Here is a 20,920-nt window from a genome sequence, read left to right as displayed (position 1 = left end):
TTGACCTACTTGGGGTGGGGAATTTTCTCCGTCAAAAATGGGGAATTTTTTTTGACAATAACAAATAAGGGTATATGACTCCAAAATTGGGGGGTTAAACCGGGATCTCCGGAAGGATGGAGCATAAAGAAGATGCAGAGAAGAAGAAGCTGGAACATGCTGGGTATAGATGGTGGTGATATAGGCATGCGTAATTTGCCGGGATAAAAAACTGATGTGGCACAAACTCTTCTATTGGTTTTCTTTGTTAGTGGCTGTAGATCAAAATTTATTTACTCTCAAGCAAAAGGTGAAACCCTTGCTAGTATAGAAAGATTATTATCGGGAGGTGTTGTTATGTACGAAAATGATTTGGACGTTCTATCCGGTATCTTACACCAAATGGTGGCAGAACCTACAATTCTTTTTCTCGGTGATAATTTTAATGCACGCAACCCCGAACTCTTATTTTCACAGTCATGGAGCTGTGTTTTTACAACATTACGTCAAAAGGATTTGGCATTCCAGTTTGACAATTTTAATCGGCGTAGTACTGATATTACTGTTGTTTCGGACAGCAGGGCAATTCAATTAAACCGGCGTGAACTTTCTATTGTTCGTCTATCTGGCATGGAGCCAGATGTAATTGATCCTATTGACCAGTTGGAAACAACTCAGGTTTTTTTGGAGACGATCCCTCATCTTTTACGCTCCTATGGTCGCATCTTGTTTGATGGCCTCACGAGTGGTGATATTCTCCGCGCACTATGCCCGCAGTTAAGTAAGATCGGGCGTGTGAAATCAGTGTACTTTTTTGGGCTACCCTCGGAGTTAGTACAAGATCCTTATATTCTTCGTCTCATAGAAAAAGGAATTGCCGTTTCTATACCCACTAGTTTAATGCAATTACTTTCTAATCTTTCGGGAGAACTTACAGAATTTGAATACACTGGAGTAGAAGCAGAGGACGAAATTGGACCTACCATTTTCATTCGCAAGTCCCCTTATAAGATGACCTCTCCTATAGATCATGAACTGCTGCTTAACATTAAGGGGTTTGCTCGGCTGCTCAACTATGAGGAGGTCGAACTTGCTGACAGTTTTCCAAAAGAGGAAATTGTTCAGCGTTTTCAAGCGTTTCTTCAATCCAGTACTGTTGGTTTTCCAAAATGGTACGCTTATCGAGAATCTAACGGTTTCCACATGAAGCGATATTTCGAAGAAGGTCTCTATCGAGACACCATTAAAATTCTTGAGGATGCTGCCTCTAAAGATAGAAATGCAAAGCCAATCATGTTACGAGGGCAGGCTTGTTCTGGAAAAACAAATGCCCTCTGTGCTCTTGCCTACCGCATATTTCACGAAGGGTTGTATCCCGTCGTCTATATCCCAGAGTCTGATGTTAATTTTAATGTTAGTGTGGAGAAAAATGACAGCGGGGAAATAGAAAAGAAGAAGTCCTCTGCATTTACGTCACTTGAGCAACTGTTGCGTGAAATTGAAAGCAAGACGGATAATCCAACACCCACACTCATTGTCTGGGATACGTCTTTTCGCACTAAAGGAGACATAAGCCGGGCTACGGATTTATTGTTGGCACTTCGTGATGCAGGGCGCCAGGTGCAAATCGTGTGCACTGGATATGACGCAATTAATGCAGATGAGAATGGCAACACGTACAAAAAATATTCCTGCATCGATGTAGATGTTTCACTTAGAAAAACTGAAGACTATGATGAGATCGCCTTGATGCGCAATCTGCTTGTTGAAAAGGGTGGTTTCCGGCCTGAAGATGCCGCCCGTATGATGAAATACTATTCTGCGTCTGATAGCTTTTTTGCTTCTTTATATCTGTTCCGTGAGTTACATAAAGATCTTAAGCAGCGTCTTCGACGAGAAAACGAAGGACGTATCGACGATATCAGCGAAGAACTGAATCGTATAAGTAAGGCTGAGGCAGAAGAACGACTTAATTCTGTTATGACAATTCAAATGCGTAAAGTTATGGAAAAGCTAGGATGGCAGATTAGCAGTGCCGAAGAATCTGTGTGTGAACAGTCGAATGAACTTAAGCGACACTTGATAGAACTTATCTGCTGTATTGCTCTATGTACAATTTACAAGGAGCGATTACCGATATCCATTGCTTTACGCTTGCTTGGAACAATGGACACGACTTCTTCCAAGGTCTTCGGTGCTATTTTGAACAATTCTCTTCTTGTCTACTCATCCTCTGAAGATGAGGAGCCACTTGTTTATATACGCAGTGAACTAGAAGCCAGTTTGATAATGGATGAGTATGGGAAATCCAGGATGGAAATCATTTTCCTGCTTTTAGATGCTATATCACCTAATGGAGATTCTGCAGAGATTTACATGATGCAGAATCTACTACGTCTGATTGGCCCAAACAATCGTAACTCATCCCTTTCATTATGGACTCCAGACTGTAGAGAATTCGAAAAATTAATCGATAAACTGAGAGAATTCAGAGAAAATCAGCATAGCGATAATTTGATCCTGCAAGAATTAACACTTACCCGTGAAATCTGCGGTAGTGGGAAATGGTTAACTAACGAAGAACGTATACAGCGTTTGCGTGCTGCCGTTGAACTGGCTGAAAAAACCATCGATCAACTGGATCTTGTGAAAATCAAAAATTATGCTGCTAACCTCTTTGTGGAGTGGGCACTCCTGTGCATACGGCTATCAGATCAGGATTCATCCTTTTCGAGAAGGGGAATGTACCAAGATATCAGTCGGAGACTGAGTATCGTTATTAGTTATTTCCCTCAAAATGGATTCGCGTACAGCGCATGCCTTTGGGCGGGGCTTAGATATGTAGAGGTTATAGAGAATCAAGAAGAAAAAATGGAACTACTGCAAAGCCTTTTTGTACTCCGCGACATACTTGAAAACGAGGTCGTAGATGAGAATATAGATTCAAATGTTTTAGGTGAACTAGACGGTCAAATGGATAGTATGGAGCTGTCTGAAGAACGTTTCGAGCGTAGTATTCAGAGTGGTAAATCTTATGGTATCTTCTATAAAGTCAGAAAATTGATTGGGAGAGGTATCGACAAGTTAGATTTTAATAACCCCCTGGGAAAGCAGGAGACCTTCCTAAATAAATGCAAACAGATTATAGCCTTGTTGAAAAATACAGAATATCAAAGTATCGTAACAAATGACGCAGGCTGTATATATACCCTTATCAACGTAAAGTGGTTGTATTATAGCGGTCAACCCATCATTCCTGCTATAGAAAATCAATGCATTGGTTTGTCTCAAGAAAAGTGGCTGGAACTATATTCGGCCTGCAAGCAGTATCTGGACAATCTTAGTAAAGTTCGTTCACCGCGCATAGTATATCTACAAGCTTTGAGTGCTGCACACTTGCCAAAATATCGGGAAGAGTGTCAACTCCTATTCGATGAATTGAGAAAGAGTGTCTCGTATGAAAAGCGTACGCTCCATGTAATCTCTGATGAGAACGGTAAACCACAGCTGTTCAATGGTCGTCTTAGTGGTAAATATAATACTTATCATAATAGGGGATATATTCGTTTGGAGGGCGAAGGATTCAAGACGCCCATCTATTTCCGAGCGGACAAACTTGGTCGTGATGTAAATAGTTTAAGAGAAAATATGCAGTTCTATAACCTTTCAGTGGCAACCTCATTGACTGGGTTCCAAGTCTGTAAACTGTGAGTGGGAGGCACTGTGATGAACACCACTATCACTAGTATTCTATCCGTGAAAGTTGCTAGCTGGAATAATCAATGTGGGCATCGGAATACAAGTCTATTTTTGGCTGATGCATTTGCACCTAAACCAATTCCCCAACACGCTCCCCTCGAAATGAGCTTCTGGTATGATATAACAAATTTGTACGCTCTTCTAATGGATTGCATGCCTTACTTTTTAAGGTCAAGTGACTATTATCAAAATTTTCATCTGAAACCTTGTTGTGATATGGCTCCAACAAGATCTCTGCTGGAAATAATGAAAGACTGTCAAGTAATCAACGAGAATGAAGTCAGAAATACCAAAGTGTTTATCAATGCTATAAGGGAAATAAGAAGTTGCTTTTGCCATAATAAACCAATGTTATCATTTAATCAGTATAAAGTTAATCAGGGCATCGGAACCCATAGTCAAAATTGGGCTGTATTTCCGCATTTACGAACAAATTCTGAGGCCTTATTTGACTATAAAGAAGCATACAGGTTATTATTCAGCGAATCCAGAAAAGTGTTTGCTCTGCTTGATCGAGCAGTGAATCAAATGTGTGAATCTGCAACAGAGGACGATATATATAGTTGGTCACAGAGTATAGCCGCTTGGTACCTTGGTTCAAGTGATATCATAAGCCGGTGTCTCGTGAGCTACTACCATTCTAAATCTTTTAAGTCAAAAATGGGTTATCAGCTTCGGGAATGGAATAAATGTCTGAGCGTAAACTCATTGATCGAAATAGCCAGATTACAAGGAATGACTATTGAGGAGTTTATATGCAAGTATCTTAACGAATTAACTGACACGATATATGATTATCATAAGGTGGCTACACCGGAGCAGGTTCTTCCGTTCTTCTTTAATGATATCTTATAAATGCAGGCCATTGAACTGCTGGAAATAGTTTGTCGATGTGCCTTCGTATCTCCAAGAACACCTAATAAGTATTACATTTAAATGGGAGGATGTTATGAGTACATTCACAGTGTTTTTCCAAAAAGATGACCGGGGTCAGTTTGATAAATTCCTAAGTCAATTCCCAGATTCTTCGGAAATTCGGTTTTCAGAAGGATTGGTTGGTGGAAAAGAGTTCTTTGAATTCATAATCTCCATCTCGCCAGCAATGATAGGCGCTATATCTGGAGTTGTTGTTGCATTATTAAAATCAAAGCGATTGTACATAAAATTCAAAAACTCAGATACCAATGTCGAGTTTGAACTGGATTTAGTTGGTTTCAGCATAAAGGACTCATTGACGGCGATCGAAAAAGTCACAAAATCGATTAATGATAAGACATGCAAGGAACTGCTTTCGGAAGTTGTGAAGATCGCGAACAAAAGCTAACACAGGAGGTTTATTAGCGTGTCAGGTAAAATCCCTTATGATGATTTCACGGGTAGTAAGTTCCGGACAAAAGGTATTAGAAAGCTGACACAGTCTGATGATTTTTATGGGATTGCACCTTTAGCGGATATTTTAGAGGAAGTTTTAAGTAAGCTCTTTAATCGGAGTGGTTTCGATGTAAGTTTTTGGTTAATTGATACTTTTTCTAAAAACACAAGAGTTCAATTCACATTGAAACCAACTGTTGGTTTAATTGATGTAATAACGAGCGTAGATGTTTTTATTGACCAATATTTGATTGAAACACTGAATGCGATGAATTTGCTGTATTTTCACAATGCGTCAGAATGCGATTACGTAAAATATTTAAACAAACTTACAGCGGATGAATGTTTTAGTGTCGGTCTAATAGCCGAAACTTTGAAAATTATCCGAACATACACTTCTTTAAAATATAATTTTTCTGACAATTTAGATAAGAGTATCGTGAGCAAGGCAATTTCTTTTGCTGCTTTGCAACAAATATATATAATTTTACATGAATTTGCCCATGTACTGCTTAAATGTGAAATAGTAAAAGATAGTAGATTTCTATTTGTCAAAGAACAAGTGCTTACACTTTTGAAAAATAATTCTCCATCGGTGACAGATTCTGAAATAAACAACTTTATATCAAAAAATATAAAACTGTTTGATGAGTGTTATTGTGACAGTTTTGCGATTGAAACAATTTTTGTCGTTGTGAACGATTTAGATAGAGAATATACCTATTGTGATGTTTGCGAAGCTCTCTTTTTGGCACTAAATCATTTGCATATTATTGAAACTGTAAAAGACATTGTTCTGGGGCGTGAGATTGACCTTTCTCTTCAACTTGTTATCAGGCAATTATTCCTTGAGAGTTATATGCCAACTCAAGGCTTTAGACGACTGCATCCTGATTTGTTTTTGGGTGATAGTTTCAGAGCATGCGAAAAATCGAGTGACAAAGATATTATTATTCAAACTGATAAAGTAATTGAGAGTATTACTGACCCGTTTATAGATAAGATGGTCGCTGTTTCAGCCTATTACAGTAATATAAACATTGTTGAATTACTACATAGTATTATGTCAGAGCCGAGAGCAACTAATATTATGGACACTGATGGATTGGCGGTAACTTGCTCGGAATTGCTAAAGCAACTGATATAAAGGATAAAAGTGCATTTACGCAGTATTTTAAAAAGCAGCGGTGCTTGGGAGGGGTATGCATTGTATCATTTTGTAGTAGATTAGCCAAAAGAGTATTACAAGAACACTTGTTATTTTATAAATGGCTTGCAGTAACAGTATTGCTCTAAAAAGCAGCGGTCTGGGTTTATTCCTTGACCGCTGCTTTTTCTATGTGTGCCCGGCATGGGCGCAGTCTAACGGGTGAAAGTCCCGAGTGCGGGTTGATAGTGCCAAGCACATAGCCAAGGGCAAGGGTGTCCATCGCGAGGTGGAATCTGGAGGAAGCAGGAGGCAAACTTCTGGTCTGACGAACAGAAATCACATAAGGCATATGTAGGTTGGGTAAGGTTGCATAACAAACTGAAGCCCGAAACTATCCGGAAGCCTACGGTGTAAATGTGGCAGATAGATGGAAGGAAAGACTGCGTTCTTACCCGGGGAGGTCTCGCGGACGTGTGGAAATAAAACGTATGAAGCACGGTTGAAACAAGATTTATCGTGAGAAGTCAGCAGAAGCCATATTACCACGGACAGTCGACGGTTGGTGGGAAGGGCTGAACTTTAGGAGGTTGACAGGCAATGAATGTTACCGAGGATGGAATAAAACACAGAAAACTTCAAGTAGAAGGCTGTCTGCAAAAAGTACCTGCGGAACAGGAAGGATATGCAGAAGCGTGTACTTCATCAAGGATAACTAAAAACAACGTCACCAACGCATATTTGTCGACAGACAGGCTGCTAGAGAAGATATTGGACAGGGACAATATGAATAAGGCATATAAAAGAGTAAAGTCCAATAAAGGGGCAGGCGGTATAGATGGGATGGGAGTAGATGAACTTCTACCATATCTCAAACAAAACGGTCAGAACCTAATTCTGGCGATAGTGGCTTGATTTTTTTCTGGCGACTGGCTCACTTTTTTATTGACAATCGCAAACTAAAGGCATCTGACATAAACAGAAACCTGATTGATGATTACATTTACAAAAATTTTTATTGACAAGCTAAAAATTACCAGATACAATGATTCCAACAATAATTACCAAATATATTGATATTAAATACCATAATGGAATGTAAAAAATATTTTGATTTTAGAATTTTGTTCTAATTGAACCATATTGGAAGAGTCGGGAACAAGGGGGATAAGGATGAGTTGCGTCGTAAGTGTCGTTCAAAAGTGTTTTTTGGAGACATATAATGACTTAGGATGAAAGGGGGGAATAAAAATGAGAATGAAGCTTCTATATGAGTTGCAAAATTGCACACTTGATCTTGATTACCGCAGAATGCTTCTAAGCTTTATAAAAAAATCCCTGGAGGAAAATGATAAGGACTTTTTTCAGGAAATGTATAGGAAAGAACCAAAAACAAAGCAATTTACTTTTTCTACTCATCTCAGTCAGGCAAAGTATACGGAAGACTGCGTTTTATTGGACAAACCAGAATTTGAAATGCGTTTTTCAACAGCAGATTATGGGATTTTTGTAAAGCTTTACAACTCCTTGCTCAGACAGAAAAACATAGCCTTTCCGATAAAACACCACAATGTTTTAAAACTATTAAGGATTTATTTGGAAAATGAAACAGCTATCAATACAGAAGAATTATTCATTTATTTCGTCAGTCCGCTGGTTGTACGGGAACATTTAAGGGAAGCAAACAAAGACAACTATTACATTTATTCTGATGAACAATTTCTGCCCTGCTTAAAAACTATTATTAAAAATGACATTGAAGGCCATGAACTTCTAACAGGGTCAATGGTTGATAATTTAGTCATTGAAACGGTTTCAGGTAAATTTGTGCTGGTTAAGGCTTTTGGTTCAAGGATTCCGGCAAGCCTTGGCAAATTCAGGCTTCAAGGGGACAAGCGGCTTCTGAAACACCTGTTTGACAGCGGGATAGGTTCTCGAAGGGGTGAGGGGTTTGGCATGTTTAATTTGATGTAGGGAGGTGAAAGGATGGATGAATTTTTTAGAGTAGGGCTACAGAACTTTTTGTATAATGCAGGGATTTTGGGCTTTATTCAGGTGCTGGAAAGTGGAGACTGCAGCCATTATTGCGAAATAAAAGGCAGCGAACTATATATCAGCAGGGATTTGTTCCTAGATGAAAACATTGACCTGGCTTTTATGTATTACGAGGCCTTACGGAAAAAGTTTCAGAACGGAACAGTGTATAAAAGCATCGTTAATATGAATGACAAGCTTAATAATAGTTCAATAGATAGCGAAGACCTGAAAAAGTTACTGGAGGATCTTAAAACATATCTCCAAAGAAATAGTTACAAATCAGGTTATGCAATTGCTAAACAAAAGGCTGACCATTACGACCCATTAGAGGCATTGAAGTCAATAAAAGACATAGAAGACGATAAAGAAAAAATAAAGAAGGCTATTGAAGTAACAGATTATATAATAAACTACCCTGAGATATTTTGTTTTAAAGATATTGCTTACACTAAAGTATCAAAACTTTGGAACAACATTTCCTTTTTATACCCCCAAAATAGCAAGAAAGATATGATTGACACCCACCGAACAGTATTCATCAAACCAGTCAAGGATTGGGTTAACAAGTCGCCGAGGGCTAAAGATTATTGTATTGAATGCGGAATATCTGTTCCGGCCTCCTTTTCAACAGGGTTGTCGTGGCTTCATGATATGGGTGTGGACCATAAAAGAAAATACTCTTATTTCTGGAACTTTAGACCGGACTCTTATTTGTGTCCTCTTTGCGCTTTTATTTATTCCTGTGCACCGTTAGGATTTTCCTATGCGGATTATGGCAATGACTGTGTTTTCATCAATAACAGTGAAAGCATTAAATTGTTGCAGGATGACAATATTGGTGCTAAGGGGGATATTGATGACGCGGTTAAAGAGGAGAATATTGGCAGGCTGACATACCGCCTCATCTCCCGCATGGTCAACGAACAGTTGCGGCAAAAGCAAAAATATGAATTAAGCAATATACAAGTGATTATGAAACGGCAGGATGGGCGTTATAACATTAACCTGCTGTCTAAGACCCACCTAATAGTCATAAAAGAATGTGGCAGAGAACTGGAGAAATTAACGGGAATTTATTTAACCCTGCGTAACAAGGAACGTTTATATATTTTTGAAGAGACTCTTCATAATCTAATCAACGGATATTCCCAGTATGGGCTGATTAATATGGCCCTGCGCAGGGGATTTTCTGAAGGAGAATATGCGGGATATGTGTGGTCTTTGCTAAAAGTTCAATTGGCTTCAAAATTATATGGAAAAGGGGGAAGGGCGATGGTAACTGACAATATGATCTTTGCGATTTCACAGGCCGGAATACGTTTTAGGGGAAAGTTTGAGAATAAAGATAAAAATGAAACCCAAAAGGACAGCACGGATAATAAACTTAGAGGGTTTGCCTATCAACTGTTAAATGCACTTCAAGTGGGAGATTGCAGCGGATTTTTAAATATTGCCACCCGTATGTATATAGGTATGGGGGAACCTGTACCCAACTTGTTTATTAAAATGATAAATGACGAGGAAACGTTTAAGAGTTTGGGATATGCTTATGTTCTAGGTCTTAAGGGTACGGCGGATGAATACACGAAAGACAAACAGAAAAATAATGGCTCGGATAAGAACATTAAGGAGGCTCAATTATAATGAGATTAAAGGGATTAACATTATCAATCATATTTGAGGCGCAGAGTGGAAACTATGGTGAGGGGTTTGGGAACATTCAGGTATTAAAAAAACTTTCCCGGGGTGACGGCGGGGTTTACAGCTATATTTCAAGGCAGGCTTTGCGTTATAACATAATCAATCAGTTGGGTTGGGATAATACGCCAGTGGAAGGAGCCGGGGGCGGTGCAAAAAAAGTTGTTCAGTTTGCACCCAGCGCAAAGATATCAGATTATCCTGAGATTGATTTATTTGGTTACATGAAAACAGCAAAAGGTGAATCTGGCAACAGCCGTTCAGCGATAGTGCGTCTAAGTCATGCCATTGCCCTTGAGAATTATCATGCGGAGATGGATTACCTGACCAATATGGCGCTATCATCAAGAGGAAAAAACCTAGATAACAGCATTTCGCAAAGTGAGATTCATCAATCCTTTTACGCCTATACCATTACCATTGACTTGGACCGGGTGGGAAAAGAAACGGACCAGACGGGAACGGTTACGGAAGAGATACCTGATGCTGAAAAGGCCGCAAGGGTTGTAAAACTATTAAAAACAGTGCAATTCCTTTACCGGGACATCAAAGGCCGCCGGGAGAATTTGGCACCGGTTTTCGCCATAGGCGGTGTTTACAACAGAAAAAATCCTTATTTTGAAGGCCGGCTGAGGCTTAATAAATGCAGTCTGGATACGGGCATCATTAAGGAAATGTTTAAGGATGAGGATGTTAGAGAAAATACTTTAGTAGGTTTGCTGGACGGGATATTAGACAACTCTACGAAAATAAAAGATGATCTGGTAGCCGTTGATATTAACAGCTTGTTTGATGAACTGAAAGGAAAAGTGGAGGGGTATTACAGTGAAGGCAATAAAAATTAGGGCTTACGCAAGTACGGCAAATTTCCGCAAACCTTCCAGCTTTCAAATTAAAGAGTCCTTTCCCCTACCCCCCTATTCGACGGTTATCGGGATGGTACATACGGCGTGTGGATACAGGGAATATGTTCCCATGCAGGTTGCGGTGCAGGGAAGCTATGAATCTGTGGTAAATGATTTGTATACCCGTTACGAGTTCCTTGCCTTTGATAAGAATGACCTCAGCCGCCATAACATGGTTATAGAAGATGATGGTAAAAATTTTGGATTGTATTCTTTGGATAAAACTGTCCTGTCAAAAGGTAGAGAGGATTGGAAAAAATACGGTGTCAGCAGAGGCACTGGCTATGTAGAGACGTTGATAGGATTAAAGCTAGTTTTACATATCTGCCCTGATGACCAAGATAAAATTGAGGAAGTTTATAACGGTATCAATTTTCCAAAAACTTTTCTTTCCCTGGGGAGGTATGAGGATTTGCTGTGTATCGATGGCGTTTCAATGGTTGAAATTACGGAAAAAGAGTATGATGATGTATTGGAAAATGATATTTATATTCCGGAATCCTACTTAGATAAGTGGGATTATGATTTAAGACCCAAAGGAACCTTTTTCAAGCTGAATAAAGTGTTTCAAATTGACAATAAAACGGGTATAAGAAGGTGGGACAAGCCTATCAGAGCATGTTATGCGGCAAAGGGGAGCCTTTTTGAACAGATATTGCCCGTTGACAGCGAGGGAGATGTTGCGCCGATCGTTTAGGAGGTTATCCGATGGAGTTTCATGCTAAATCAGATGGCAAGACGACCATTGAAATGCATACCAGGGATTTGTTAATCCATTTCAAGAGATTTTTAAACTGCTATCCTGATGCCTTTGTAAACAAAGACAGCAGGATAGCAGAGGCAATAAAAATTGCCTTACTGTATCATGATATAGGCAAGATTAATACAAGGTTTTATAATTTAATGAAACCCAAAGTACCGCTGGTGGATGTTTTAAAAGATTTGTACAGAGAAAAGGGAATAGAGCAGATACCTCATGGCGTACTAAGTTTAGCATTCATGAATGTTCAGGAATTAAACAATATATTTGGGGAAGTTATTACTAAAGCCATCCGGATGGCAGTACTGTATCATCATGACAGAGAGTTGGTATATGAATTTAAAAGCCATAAGAAACTTATTGATGAAATCATTGCAAAAGATCTGGCAAAGAATGTAAAACAACTGGAGTTTACACTGTTGGATAATCTAATGCCTTCAAAAAGCAATATGCGCAATATGCCTGTTCCTGAAAAAGTAGAAGAGGAACAGTGGCTGGTTTATGCAATAATTAAGGGAATGCTGAACAGGCTTGATTATGCTGCCAGCAGTGGTTTGGAGAAGAACACCTTTGAAATATTGCACAATGACGGCGGTATAAACTTACCGGATAATATCCGAAACAGGGTTGCCAACGAATTTAAGACGAAATTGAACCAGGTGCAAGAATATATGCTGAAGAATCGAGGTAGGAATCTGGTGGTCAGGGCCTCAACCGGAATTGGTAAAACAGAAGGGGCTCTTTTGTGGATAGGCGACGGTAAGGGCTTTTATACTCTGCCCCTAAAGGTATCAATTAATGCCATTTATGACCGGATAGCCAGTGAATATGGTTATAGAAATGTACGTTTGCTTCATTCGGACTCGTTAACTAAGTATATTGATATTTCGGGTGAAGATGAAGATATTGACCCGATGGTTTTCTACAGCCAATCACGTCTTTTTGCCAGTCCTCTCACAGTATGTACTGTTGACCAGTTGTTTCCCTTTGTTTTTAAATATAACGGCGGGGAACAGATGCTGGCTACTCTAGCTTATTCTAGGGTTATCATTGACGAAATTCAAATGTATAGCAGTGAGATTATTGCAGCTTTAGTGTATGGCCTGAAACTGATTCAGGATGCTGGTGGGCAGTTTGCCATTATCACTGCTACGATGCCTGCTTTTATTATGGATTTAATGGAAAGAGAGGGAATTGTTTATGAAAAATCCCCCCTGCTTTTCCCTGAAAGTCCGCCAAGACATTTTATGAAACTTTGTGACGGGGAAATAGACCTAAATACCATCAAAAGAGACGGTAAAAATAAAAAGGTGCTGGTGATTGTTAACACAGTTAAAAAGGCGCAGGAATTGTATGAAGCATTAAAAAGCGAAAATGCAAAACTTTTGCATGCTTTATTTATAAAGCGGCACCGCCAGAAACTGGAAGAGGAAATCATGAATTTCTCCAAAAGCAATGAAACAGGAATCTGGATAACGACCCAGATTGTTGAAGCAAGCCTGGACATTGATTTTGATGTGTTGTATACGGAGATGTGTACTGGGGACAGCTTGCTGCAGCGCCTTGGAAGGTGCAATCGACGGGGCCGGATTGTACCTGTTGAACCAAATGTGTTTGTATATAATACCAAGAACGGTAGGCAGACAGGTGATAATCAAGGTATTTATGACCGGATTCTCTTCGATGTTTCATGGGATATGCTGCAGCAGTATGAAGGTAAATTATTTGACGAAAAAGACAAGTTTGCATACGTTGATTCTATTTATGACGAAGAGAAAAATGAGCAGCTTAAAAAAAGCCGGTATTACAATGATATAACTGAAAAGCTAAAAGTGTTGAAAACAATAAAACCCTTTGATAAGTCAAAAGAGAGGGTTCAAAAAAAGTTCAGGGAAATTTTAAGTATTACGCTGATGCCGGATTCAGTCTATGAACAGCTTAGTGTGGACAACAAGCTGGATGAATGGCAATCCAAATTAAAAAAGGACAGCGGGTTGTCAAAACAGGATAAGATAAAACTGAAAAATGAAATTCAGGATTACACAGTTAGTGTGAGCCTGAGCTACCGTAATGACAAAAGAGTTGACAAGGGGAAGACTGAAATTATTTATGCTCATAGCGGTATTTTCAGGAGCATGAATGTTTACGACTTTGATGAAATGAGTTTATCGGGCGTTGGATTTATCAAGGGTGAATTTGAATTTGATAATTGTATGTAGGTGAATAGCATGAAACGGAAAATCAACGGGATGATGTATGCCTATTTTCACTTATGTAAACGTAAGCTCTGGTATTCCAGCTACAATATTGATATGGAACAGGACAATGAGAATGTGTTGATTGGGCGATTTATTGATGAGGGCAGTTATTCCAGAAAAGATAAACACTTGATGGTGGATGGCGTTATCAATATTGATTTTATTGACAAAGGGGTTATACACGAAATCAAAAAAACAACAAAGATGAATCAGATGGCTATTGCCCAGGTCAAGTATTATATGTACTATTTAAGGGAAATGGGCGTTGCCGTCAACGAGGCAGTAATTGATTACCCGCTGCTGAAAAAAAAGCAAAAGGTGTTATGGGATGACGGAGACATCTTTGAGATCGAAGGGAATTTAGAGGAAATAGAAAAAGTTTTAAAAAAAGAATCTCCACCTAATGATTATCCAAAGAAGGCCGTCTGTCGAAAATGTGCATTTTTTGATATGTGTTATATTGGGGCAGGTGAATTATGAAACAAGCTTATTATATTTTTTCAAGCGGAACCCTAAAACGGAACGACAATACTTTACAGTTCATTGTAGAGACTGGTCAGAAAAAGGATATTCCCATTGAACGAGTTGACGAACTTTATATTTTGGGAGAGATTACTGTCAACACAAAGCTACTTGATTTCCTGGCCAGAAATAATATTTGTATTCATTTTTATAATTATTACGATTATTATTTTGGCAGTTTTACCCCAAGAGAGAGTTTGGTGTCGGGGAAGGTTTTAGTTTGCCAAGTTAATCATCATCAAAACCAACAAAAGCGGTTAGAATTGGCTAAAGCTATTATTGAAGCTGCATCTTACAATATCTACAGAAATGTCAGATATTATAATCAACGAGGTAAGGCTCTTGAAAATCATATGGAAAGAATAGAAACTCTCCGTGACAGTATTCAAAACTGTAAAAGTATTGAGGAACTAATGGGCGTTGAGGGAAATATAAGAAAAACTTATTATGAAACATGGGGAATCATTATCAATCAAGAAATTGATTTTAAGAAACGAGTAAAGCATCCTCCGGACAATATGATCAATTCCTTGATTTCTTTTACAAATTCCCTTGTGTATACTAAAGTTTTAAATGAAATTTATAAAACCCAGTTAAATCCAACCGTCAGTTTTTTACATGAGCCAAGTACAAAACGATTTTCGCTAAGTCTAGATATTGCCGAGATTTTTAAGCCATTGATAGCAGACAGGCTGATTTTCTCTTTATTAAATAAGAACATGGTCAACCAAAAGTCTTTTGATGAAGATCAATATTACCTGAGATTAAAGCCACAAGCATTAAAATTAATTATGAATGAGCTGGACCAAAAGCTTAAAACAAGCATAAAACACAGGGACTTAGGGCGTGAAGTGTCTTATCAGTATTTAATTAGGCTGGAGTTATACAAGCTCATCAAGCATATTATTAGGGAAAAACCTTATCAGGGCTTTAAGATTTGGTGGTGATTATTTTGTATGTTATACTGGTTTATGATATAAGTAGTGAGGAAAATGGAGCCAAGACCTGGCGGCGGGTTTTTAAAATCTGTAAAAAATATCTGACACATATTCAGAATTCGGTATTTGAAGGGGAACTAAGTGAATCCCAGATATTCAAACTAAGGGGTGAGTTGAAAAAACATTTGCGTATTGATATGGATTCATGCATCATTTTTAAGAGCAGGAGTGAAAAGTGGCTAGATAAGAAATTTTGGGGAAGGGAAGATGATGCAACAAGTAATTTTTTATAAGATTTATGCATTGTTGTCATATGTCAACCGTAAATAGTGCCAAAAGGCCGGGGGTGTGACATACAAGAATGAACGAAAATCGGGATTTTTCCCTGGTTCAAAAAGCTCTAAGACGTGTTAATACAAAGTATTGTATATTTCAACCGTAAGTTTTGTATGATTATGCATTTTTTACGGGTTGAGATAGAACCATATTGGAATGTAAATGTAATCATTTCGATTTCATGCTCTGGCACACCATACGTTGAGATAGAACCATATTGGAATGTAAATCATCGAGTGCATAGATAGCAGTGTATTTTTCTTTGTGTTGAGATAGAACCATATTGGAATGTAAATCAGGTCCGTAGTACCGTATTTTTGCATTACATTCACGTTGAGATAGAACCATATTGGAATGTAAATTTTCTCTACAGGACATTCTATGCCTGAGCAGTATTCGTGTTGAGATAGAACCATATTGGAATGTAAATGCTTGATGGAGAGTATCGGTTTCATGTGGTTACCTAGTTGAGATAGAACCATATTGGAATGTAAATAGGTTAGACAGCGTTTCAGATTATGAGATTACTGTGTTGAGATAGAACCATATTGGAATGTAAATTTAAAAGGACACTAAGAGAGGTAAGTGGATTCAGAGTTGAGATAGAACCATATTGGAATGTAAATGTATTATCAGGAAACGGGCAATACACAGATGGCACGTTGAGATAGAACCATATTGGAATGTAAATTTCGGTGTAGGTGTTGAGATGGAACAATGGGCTTAGTTGAGATAGAACCATATTGGAATGTAAATCTGCGCTTTTACCTGTCTCCTGCCTGCGGTTCCACGTTGAGATAGAACCATATTGGAATGTAAATTTGAAACTTGCGCCATAACTTGTTTTCGCGTCCTTTGTTGAGATAGAACCATATTGGAATGTAAATTAAAAAGAGGGGGTTATTTTTATTCTCTCAGCCTTCGTTGAGATAGAACCATATTGGAATGTAAATTGGAAGAAAAGCAGGCGCACTTGTTCTGTTGTCAAGTTGAGATAGAACCATATTGGAATGTAAATCCTTTTTTCTGGACTAACCCAGCCATTTCTAATATAGTTGAGATAGAACCATATTGGAATGTAAATTTCCATGTTATACCTAATTCTATTAACTCTTTTCGGTTGAGATAGAACCATATTGGAATGTAAATCTGTCATTGAATATTTTATCTTCCGGATGCTCATAGTTGAGATAGAACCATATTGGAATGTAAATTCGCCGATAAGGGATTTAATAACCGGCATAGAACAGTTGAGATAGAACCATATTGGAATGTAAATATGATTCAGCGGCAGCTTGAGAATCACAGTATCGGTTGAGATAGAACCATATTGGAATGTAAATCTTATCGAATGGGATTGGGGTCGTAAAGAATGCATAAGTTGAGATAGAACCATATTGGAATGTAAATTGAAAACATTAACGTGGTATCTACTCATAGCCATAGGTTGAGATAGAACCATATTGGAATGTAAATGTATATAGGGGCAATTACTACGATGTAACACAGATGTTGAGATAGAACCATATTGGAATGTAAATCTTATCTGACAGACCTTTTGCTTGCCGGCTGGGTCTGTTGAGATAGAACCATATTGGAATGTAAATCATATTCTGCCAGGGCTAAGGTTATCACCGTTAGGCGTTGAGATAGAACCATATTGGAATGTAAATAAATATTGCACGGGCAACTTATGCACAATATGAAGTTGAGATAGAACCATATTGGAATGTAAATCATTTCCGCACTTTGCTACCTGTGTGGCCTTGGAAAACGTTGAGATAGAACCATATTGGAATGTAAATCCAAGCCATTCAAACTTAATCACTGCCCACCGCTCCGTTGAGATAGAACCATATTGGAATGTAAATGGTTCCCCGGCCTACCATCTGGCAGTATAGGCTCCGTTGAGATAGAACCATATTGGAATGTAAATGTAGTACATGTAAATATATGTAAATGTATAGGCAAGTTGAGATAGAACCATATTGGAATGTAAATTTTTCTAATTCGTAAATAGTAGATTGATTTTCTATTGGTTGAGATAGAACCATATTGGAATGTAAATCTATACAACAAAAGAAATTATCAGTAGTACGGTTTTTGGTTGAGATAGAACCATATTGGAATGTAAATCCGGAAAAAGATACATAAATCTTTTCAAATTCCTCAGTTGAGATAGAACCATATTGGAATGTAAATAAGGCAAGACCAGGGCTAAAACAAACCTGTTATATAGTTGAGATAGAACCATATTGGAATGTAAATTTCTTCCCTTTGCGCTTTTTTATACTGGCCATTTAGTTGAGATAGAACCATATTGGAATGTAAATTTATTGGACCGCCCCGAAGTGCTGCCTGCCGGATGGTTGAGATAGAACCATATTGGAATGTAAATCGGCTTTGAAACCAATCCAAAACCACATCTACATCAGTTGAGATAGAACCATATTGGAATGTAAATTTTCAATTGCGTGCCTGATGCCTCTCTCGATCTTGGTTGAGATAGAACCATATTGGAATGTAAATCTCTAATACAGCAAGTTACTTGGCTGTAGAAATTAGTTGAGATAGAACCATATTGGAATGTAAATGGTATATTCATCCTTGGTTTTGGACACCGGTTCATCGTTGAGATAGAACCATATTGGAATGTAAATTGCCACCCATGCGCTCCGTAACCAACCGGCAGAACTGTTGAGATAGAACCATATTGGAATGTAAATTTAGCTTCATCATCGCCAAGCCCCCCACGGCTTCAGTTGAGATAGAACCATATTGGAATGTAAATCTAGAATGGCAAGTCTGTTGTTGGACTTCGCTTTGGTTGAGATAGAACCATATTGGAATGTAAATCACTTCTGTATATTCACCCTGGCCTGCAACATGAAAGTTGAGATAGAACCATATTGGAATGTAAATGAGTTACTCAGCTACAGCTATTTTTACAGCCATTGGGTTGAGATAGAACCATATTGGAATGTAAATGGTTGAGCATGGCGAAGTGGTATTTGTGGTACAGGAGTTGAGATAGAACCATATTGGAATGTAAATGCCGCATCTGGGCCAGGAACTGGCGGAACTGATATGTTGAGATAGAACCATATTGGAATGTAAATTTTAACTAAATCTTTCAGTAGGACATTCTCTTTTTCGTTGCGATAGAACCATATTGGAATGTAAATCCAATTCTTTCTGACTTAAGCCTTTTTCCTCTCGTAGTTGAGATAGAACCATATTGGAATGTAAATGCGAATTGGGCCCAAAAAAATGACGCTCCCCATAAGTTGAGATAGAACCATATTGGAATGTAAATTGACTTGAAAAGTGGAACCAGGTGTGGATTACCAGGTTGAGATAGAACCATATTGGAATGTAAATGGTGCAACCGGTACTTTATGTATGATGCCGCACTTGTTGAGATAGAACCATATTGGAATGTAAATTCTAACATTGCTTGAACCTTTTCTCTTAAATCTTTCGTTGAGATAGAACCATATTGGAATGTAAATTTGCTTGGTTTACCATCTTGAGCGTATTCCGATACGTTGAGATAGAACCATATTGGAATGTAAATCCAGTTATCGCCAACTTAGCACCGTGCCGCTTCGGTTGAGATAGAACCATATTGGAATGTAAATCTGGCCATAATCATCCTTCCTTTACCAATATTTCCGTTGAGATAGAACCATATTGGAATGTAAATCGTTTCCCGCACGTAAAGGACCGTCCCCTGGTACTCTGTTGAGATAGAACCATATTGGAATGTAAATATGGATATGTTTACGACAAAGAAACATCCTCTTATAGTTGAGATAGAACCATATTGGAATGTAAATTTGAATGTGGCAAAAAACAATCTGCCAAAAGCTATGGTTGAGATAGAACCATATTGGAATGTAAATTTGAATGTGGCAAAAAACAATCTGCCAAAAGCTATGTTGAGATAGAACCATATTGGAATGTAAATCTTGGAGTTTACGGGGTATCAATCATAGGTGCAGAGTTGAGATAGAACCATATTGGAATGTAAATTGGGTATACTCAAAAAAAGGAATGCTTGAAGGTTTAGGTTGAGATAGAACCATATTGGAATGTAAATATGGTTTAGCTACAGTGAAGCAGCTTGGGTCTCTCGGTTGAGATAGAACCATATTGGAATGTAAATGTGTTTTTTGATTCAATAAAATTTTTAGATGCTACAGTTGAGATAGAACCATATTGGAATGTAAATCCAGGTAACAGGTGAATCAAAGTCGTGGTCGTTTTTGGTTGAGATAGAACCATATTGGAATGTAAATGTTACCACGACTGCACAACTGGCACCCCCGGTTACGTTGAGATAGAACCATATTGGAATGTAAATGTATAAGCTGTTTCCAATACTCTTCCCACACGGCAGTTGAGATAGAACCATATTGGAATGTAAATGAATAAAAGGGGGTTAAACTAATATGGCTAAATGCGTTGAGATAGAACCATATTGGAATGTAAATGTAACCGTGAATACCTGTCAGACATAGGTTTTCAGTTGAGATAGAACCATATTGGAATGTAAATACCCGACTGCCAGTGCAAGTGTTACAGCCTTACTTAGTTGAGATAGAACCATATTGGAATGTAAATCAAACAGTTAATTCAGGAGCGGGGCCGTAAAATGAGTTGAGATAGAACCATATTGGAATGTAAATGACTATGAGCCCTGGGTATTTTTCTGAATACTCCAGAGTTGAGATAGAACCATATTGGAATGTAAATCTCCATCGCATCGCTCACATATTCCATGCTGACTTAGTTGAGATAGAACCATATTGGAATGTAAATTTATCACATAAGCCGCATATTGCACCGTGTTTGTTCGTTGAGATAGAACCATATTGGAATGTAAATAAATGTGTCGTCCAATTGCTATGCCGACAGTCAAAAGTTGAGATAGAACCATATTGGAATGTAAATTAACCGGAATTTCGGTTCTGCCCAAGTCCGAGCATTGTTGAGATAGAACCATATTGGAATGTAAATTAAGAACTGGGGGACAGGGGCGCCGATTCGAGATCCGTTGAGATAGAACCATATTGGAATGTAAATGAGTAATCATCTGAGACAATGGCAGTGAGCCCGGTGGTTGAGATATGACCCATACTCGATTTGCCGGACACAGCTTAGTTAGGATAAAATATAGCTGTGGGGAGGCAATGACATGAAAAATA

The 20,920-nt window shown here is 38.3% G+C and carries 13 protein-coding genes and 1 CRISPR repeat array; all 13 genes read left to right on the top strand.

Annotation, left to right across the window (positions count from 1 at the left end; genetic code table 11):
• Positions 1-336 precede the first annotated feature (336 nt).
• Positions 337-3,690, top strand: a complete 3,354-nt coding sequence (locus Ga0451573_RS05425) for a hypothetical protein (RefSeq protein WP_231682874.1) — start codon at positions 337-339, stop codon at positions 3,688-3,690.
• Positions 3,691-3,705: 15 nt separating this feature from the next.
• The gene (locus Ga0451573_RS05420) at positions 3,706-4,593 is read left to right on the top strand and encodes a hypothetical protein (protein ID WP_231682873.1); all 888 of its coding nucleotides are present in this window, start codon (positions 3,706-3,708) and stop codon (positions 4,591-4,593) included.
• A gap of 94 nt (positions 4,594-4,687) precedes the next feature.
• Positions 4,688-5,062 (top strand): MotA/TolQ/ExbB proton channel family protein, encoded by a 375-nt coding sequence (locus Ga0451573_RS05415; protein ID WP_231682872.1) that lies wholly within the window; start codon positions 4,688-4,690, stop codon positions 5,060-5,062.
• An 18-nt stretch (positions 5,063-5,080) separates the two neighbouring features.
• Entirely contained in the window at positions 5,081-6,256 is a 1,176-nt protein-coding gene (locus Ga0451573_RS05410; RefSeq protein ID WP_231682871.1) for a hypothetical protein, read from the top strand.
• A 600-nt stretch (positions 6,257-6,856) separates the two neighbouring features.
• Positions 6,857-7,171 (top strand): hypothetical protein, encoded by a 315-nt coding sequence (locus Ga0451573_RS05405; RefSeq protein ID WP_231682870.1) that lies wholly within the window; start codon positions 6,857-6,859, stop codon positions 7,169-7,171.
• 336 nt (positions 7,172-7,507) lie between these two features.
• Entirely contained in the window at positions 7,508-8,230 is a 723-nt protein-coding gene (gene cas6, locus Ga0451573_RS05400; RefSeq protein ID WP_231682869.1) for a CRISPR-associated endoribonuclease Cas6, read from the top strand.
• A gap of 246 nt (positions 8,231-8,476) precedes the next feature.
• Positions 8,477-9,937 (top strand): type I-B CRISPR-associated protein Cas8b1/Cst1, encoded by a 1,461-nt coding sequence (gene cas8a1 / locus Ga0451573_RS05395; protein ID WP_231682868.1) that lies wholly within the window; start codon positions 8,477-8,479, stop codon positions 9,935-9,937.
• Positions 9,937-10,836, top strand: coding sequence for a type I-B CRISPR-associated protein Cas7/Cst2/DevR (cas7i, locus tag Ga0451573_RS05390; protein WP_231682867.1), 900 nt, complete (start codon positions 9,937-9,939; stop codon positions 10,834-10,836). Before cas8a1 ends, cas7i begins: the two co-directional genes overlap by 1 nt.
• Positions 10,817-11,593: a type I-B CRISPR-associated protein Cas5b gene (gene cas5b / locus Ga0451573_RS05385; protein ID WP_231682866.1), complete on the top strand. Its 777-nt coding sequence runs from the start codon at positions 10,817-10,819 to the stop codon at positions 11,591-11,593. Before cas7i ends, cas5b begins: the two co-directional genes overlap by 20 nt.
• Positions 11,594-11,604: 11 nt before the next feature.
• Positions 11,605-13,875, top strand: a complete 2,271-nt coding sequence (gene cas3 / locus Ga0451573_RS05380; RefSeq protein WP_231682865.1) for a CRISPR-associated helicase Cas3' — start codon at positions 11,605-11,607, stop codon at positions 13,873-13,875.
• A 9-nt stretch (positions 13,876-13,884) separates the two neighbouring features.
• Positions 13,885-14,394: a CRISPR-associated protein Cas4 gene (locus Ga0451573_RS05375; protein ID WP_231682864.1), complete on the top strand. Its 510-nt coding sequence runs from the start codon at positions 13,885-13,887 to the stop codon at positions 14,392-14,394.
• Entirely contained in the window at positions 14,391-15,383 is a 993-nt protein-coding gene (gene cas1b / locus Ga0451573_RS05370; protein ID WP_231682863.1) for a type I-B CRISPR-associated endonuclease Cas1b, read from the top strand. Before Ga0451573_RS05375 ends, cas1b begins: the two co-directional genes overlap by 4 nt.
• Before the next feature lie 5 nt (positions 15,384-15,388).
• Complete coding sequence (gene cas2, locus Ga0451573_RS05365; RefSeq protein WP_231682862.1) at positions 15,389-15,667, top strand: CRISPR-associated endonuclease Cas2; 279 nt, start codon at positions 15,389-15,391, stop codon at positions 15,665-15,667.
• Between the two features lie 177 nt (positions 15,668-15,844).
• Positions 15,845-20,798: direct repeats of the CRISPR family, unit length 30 nt; unit sequence GTTGAGATAGAACCATATTGGAATGTAAAT.
• Positions 20,799-20,920: the final 122 nt, after the last annotated feature.

Source organism: Phosphitispora fastidiosa (assembly GCF_019008365.1).
In the GTDB taxonomy this organism is placed as follows: domain Bacteria; phylum Bacillota; class Thermincolia; order Thermincolales; family UBA2595; genus Phosphitispora; species Phosphitispora fastidiosa.
Note: the sequence above shows the minus strand (reverse complement) of the source record. Positions and strands in the feature narration are given on the sequence as shown.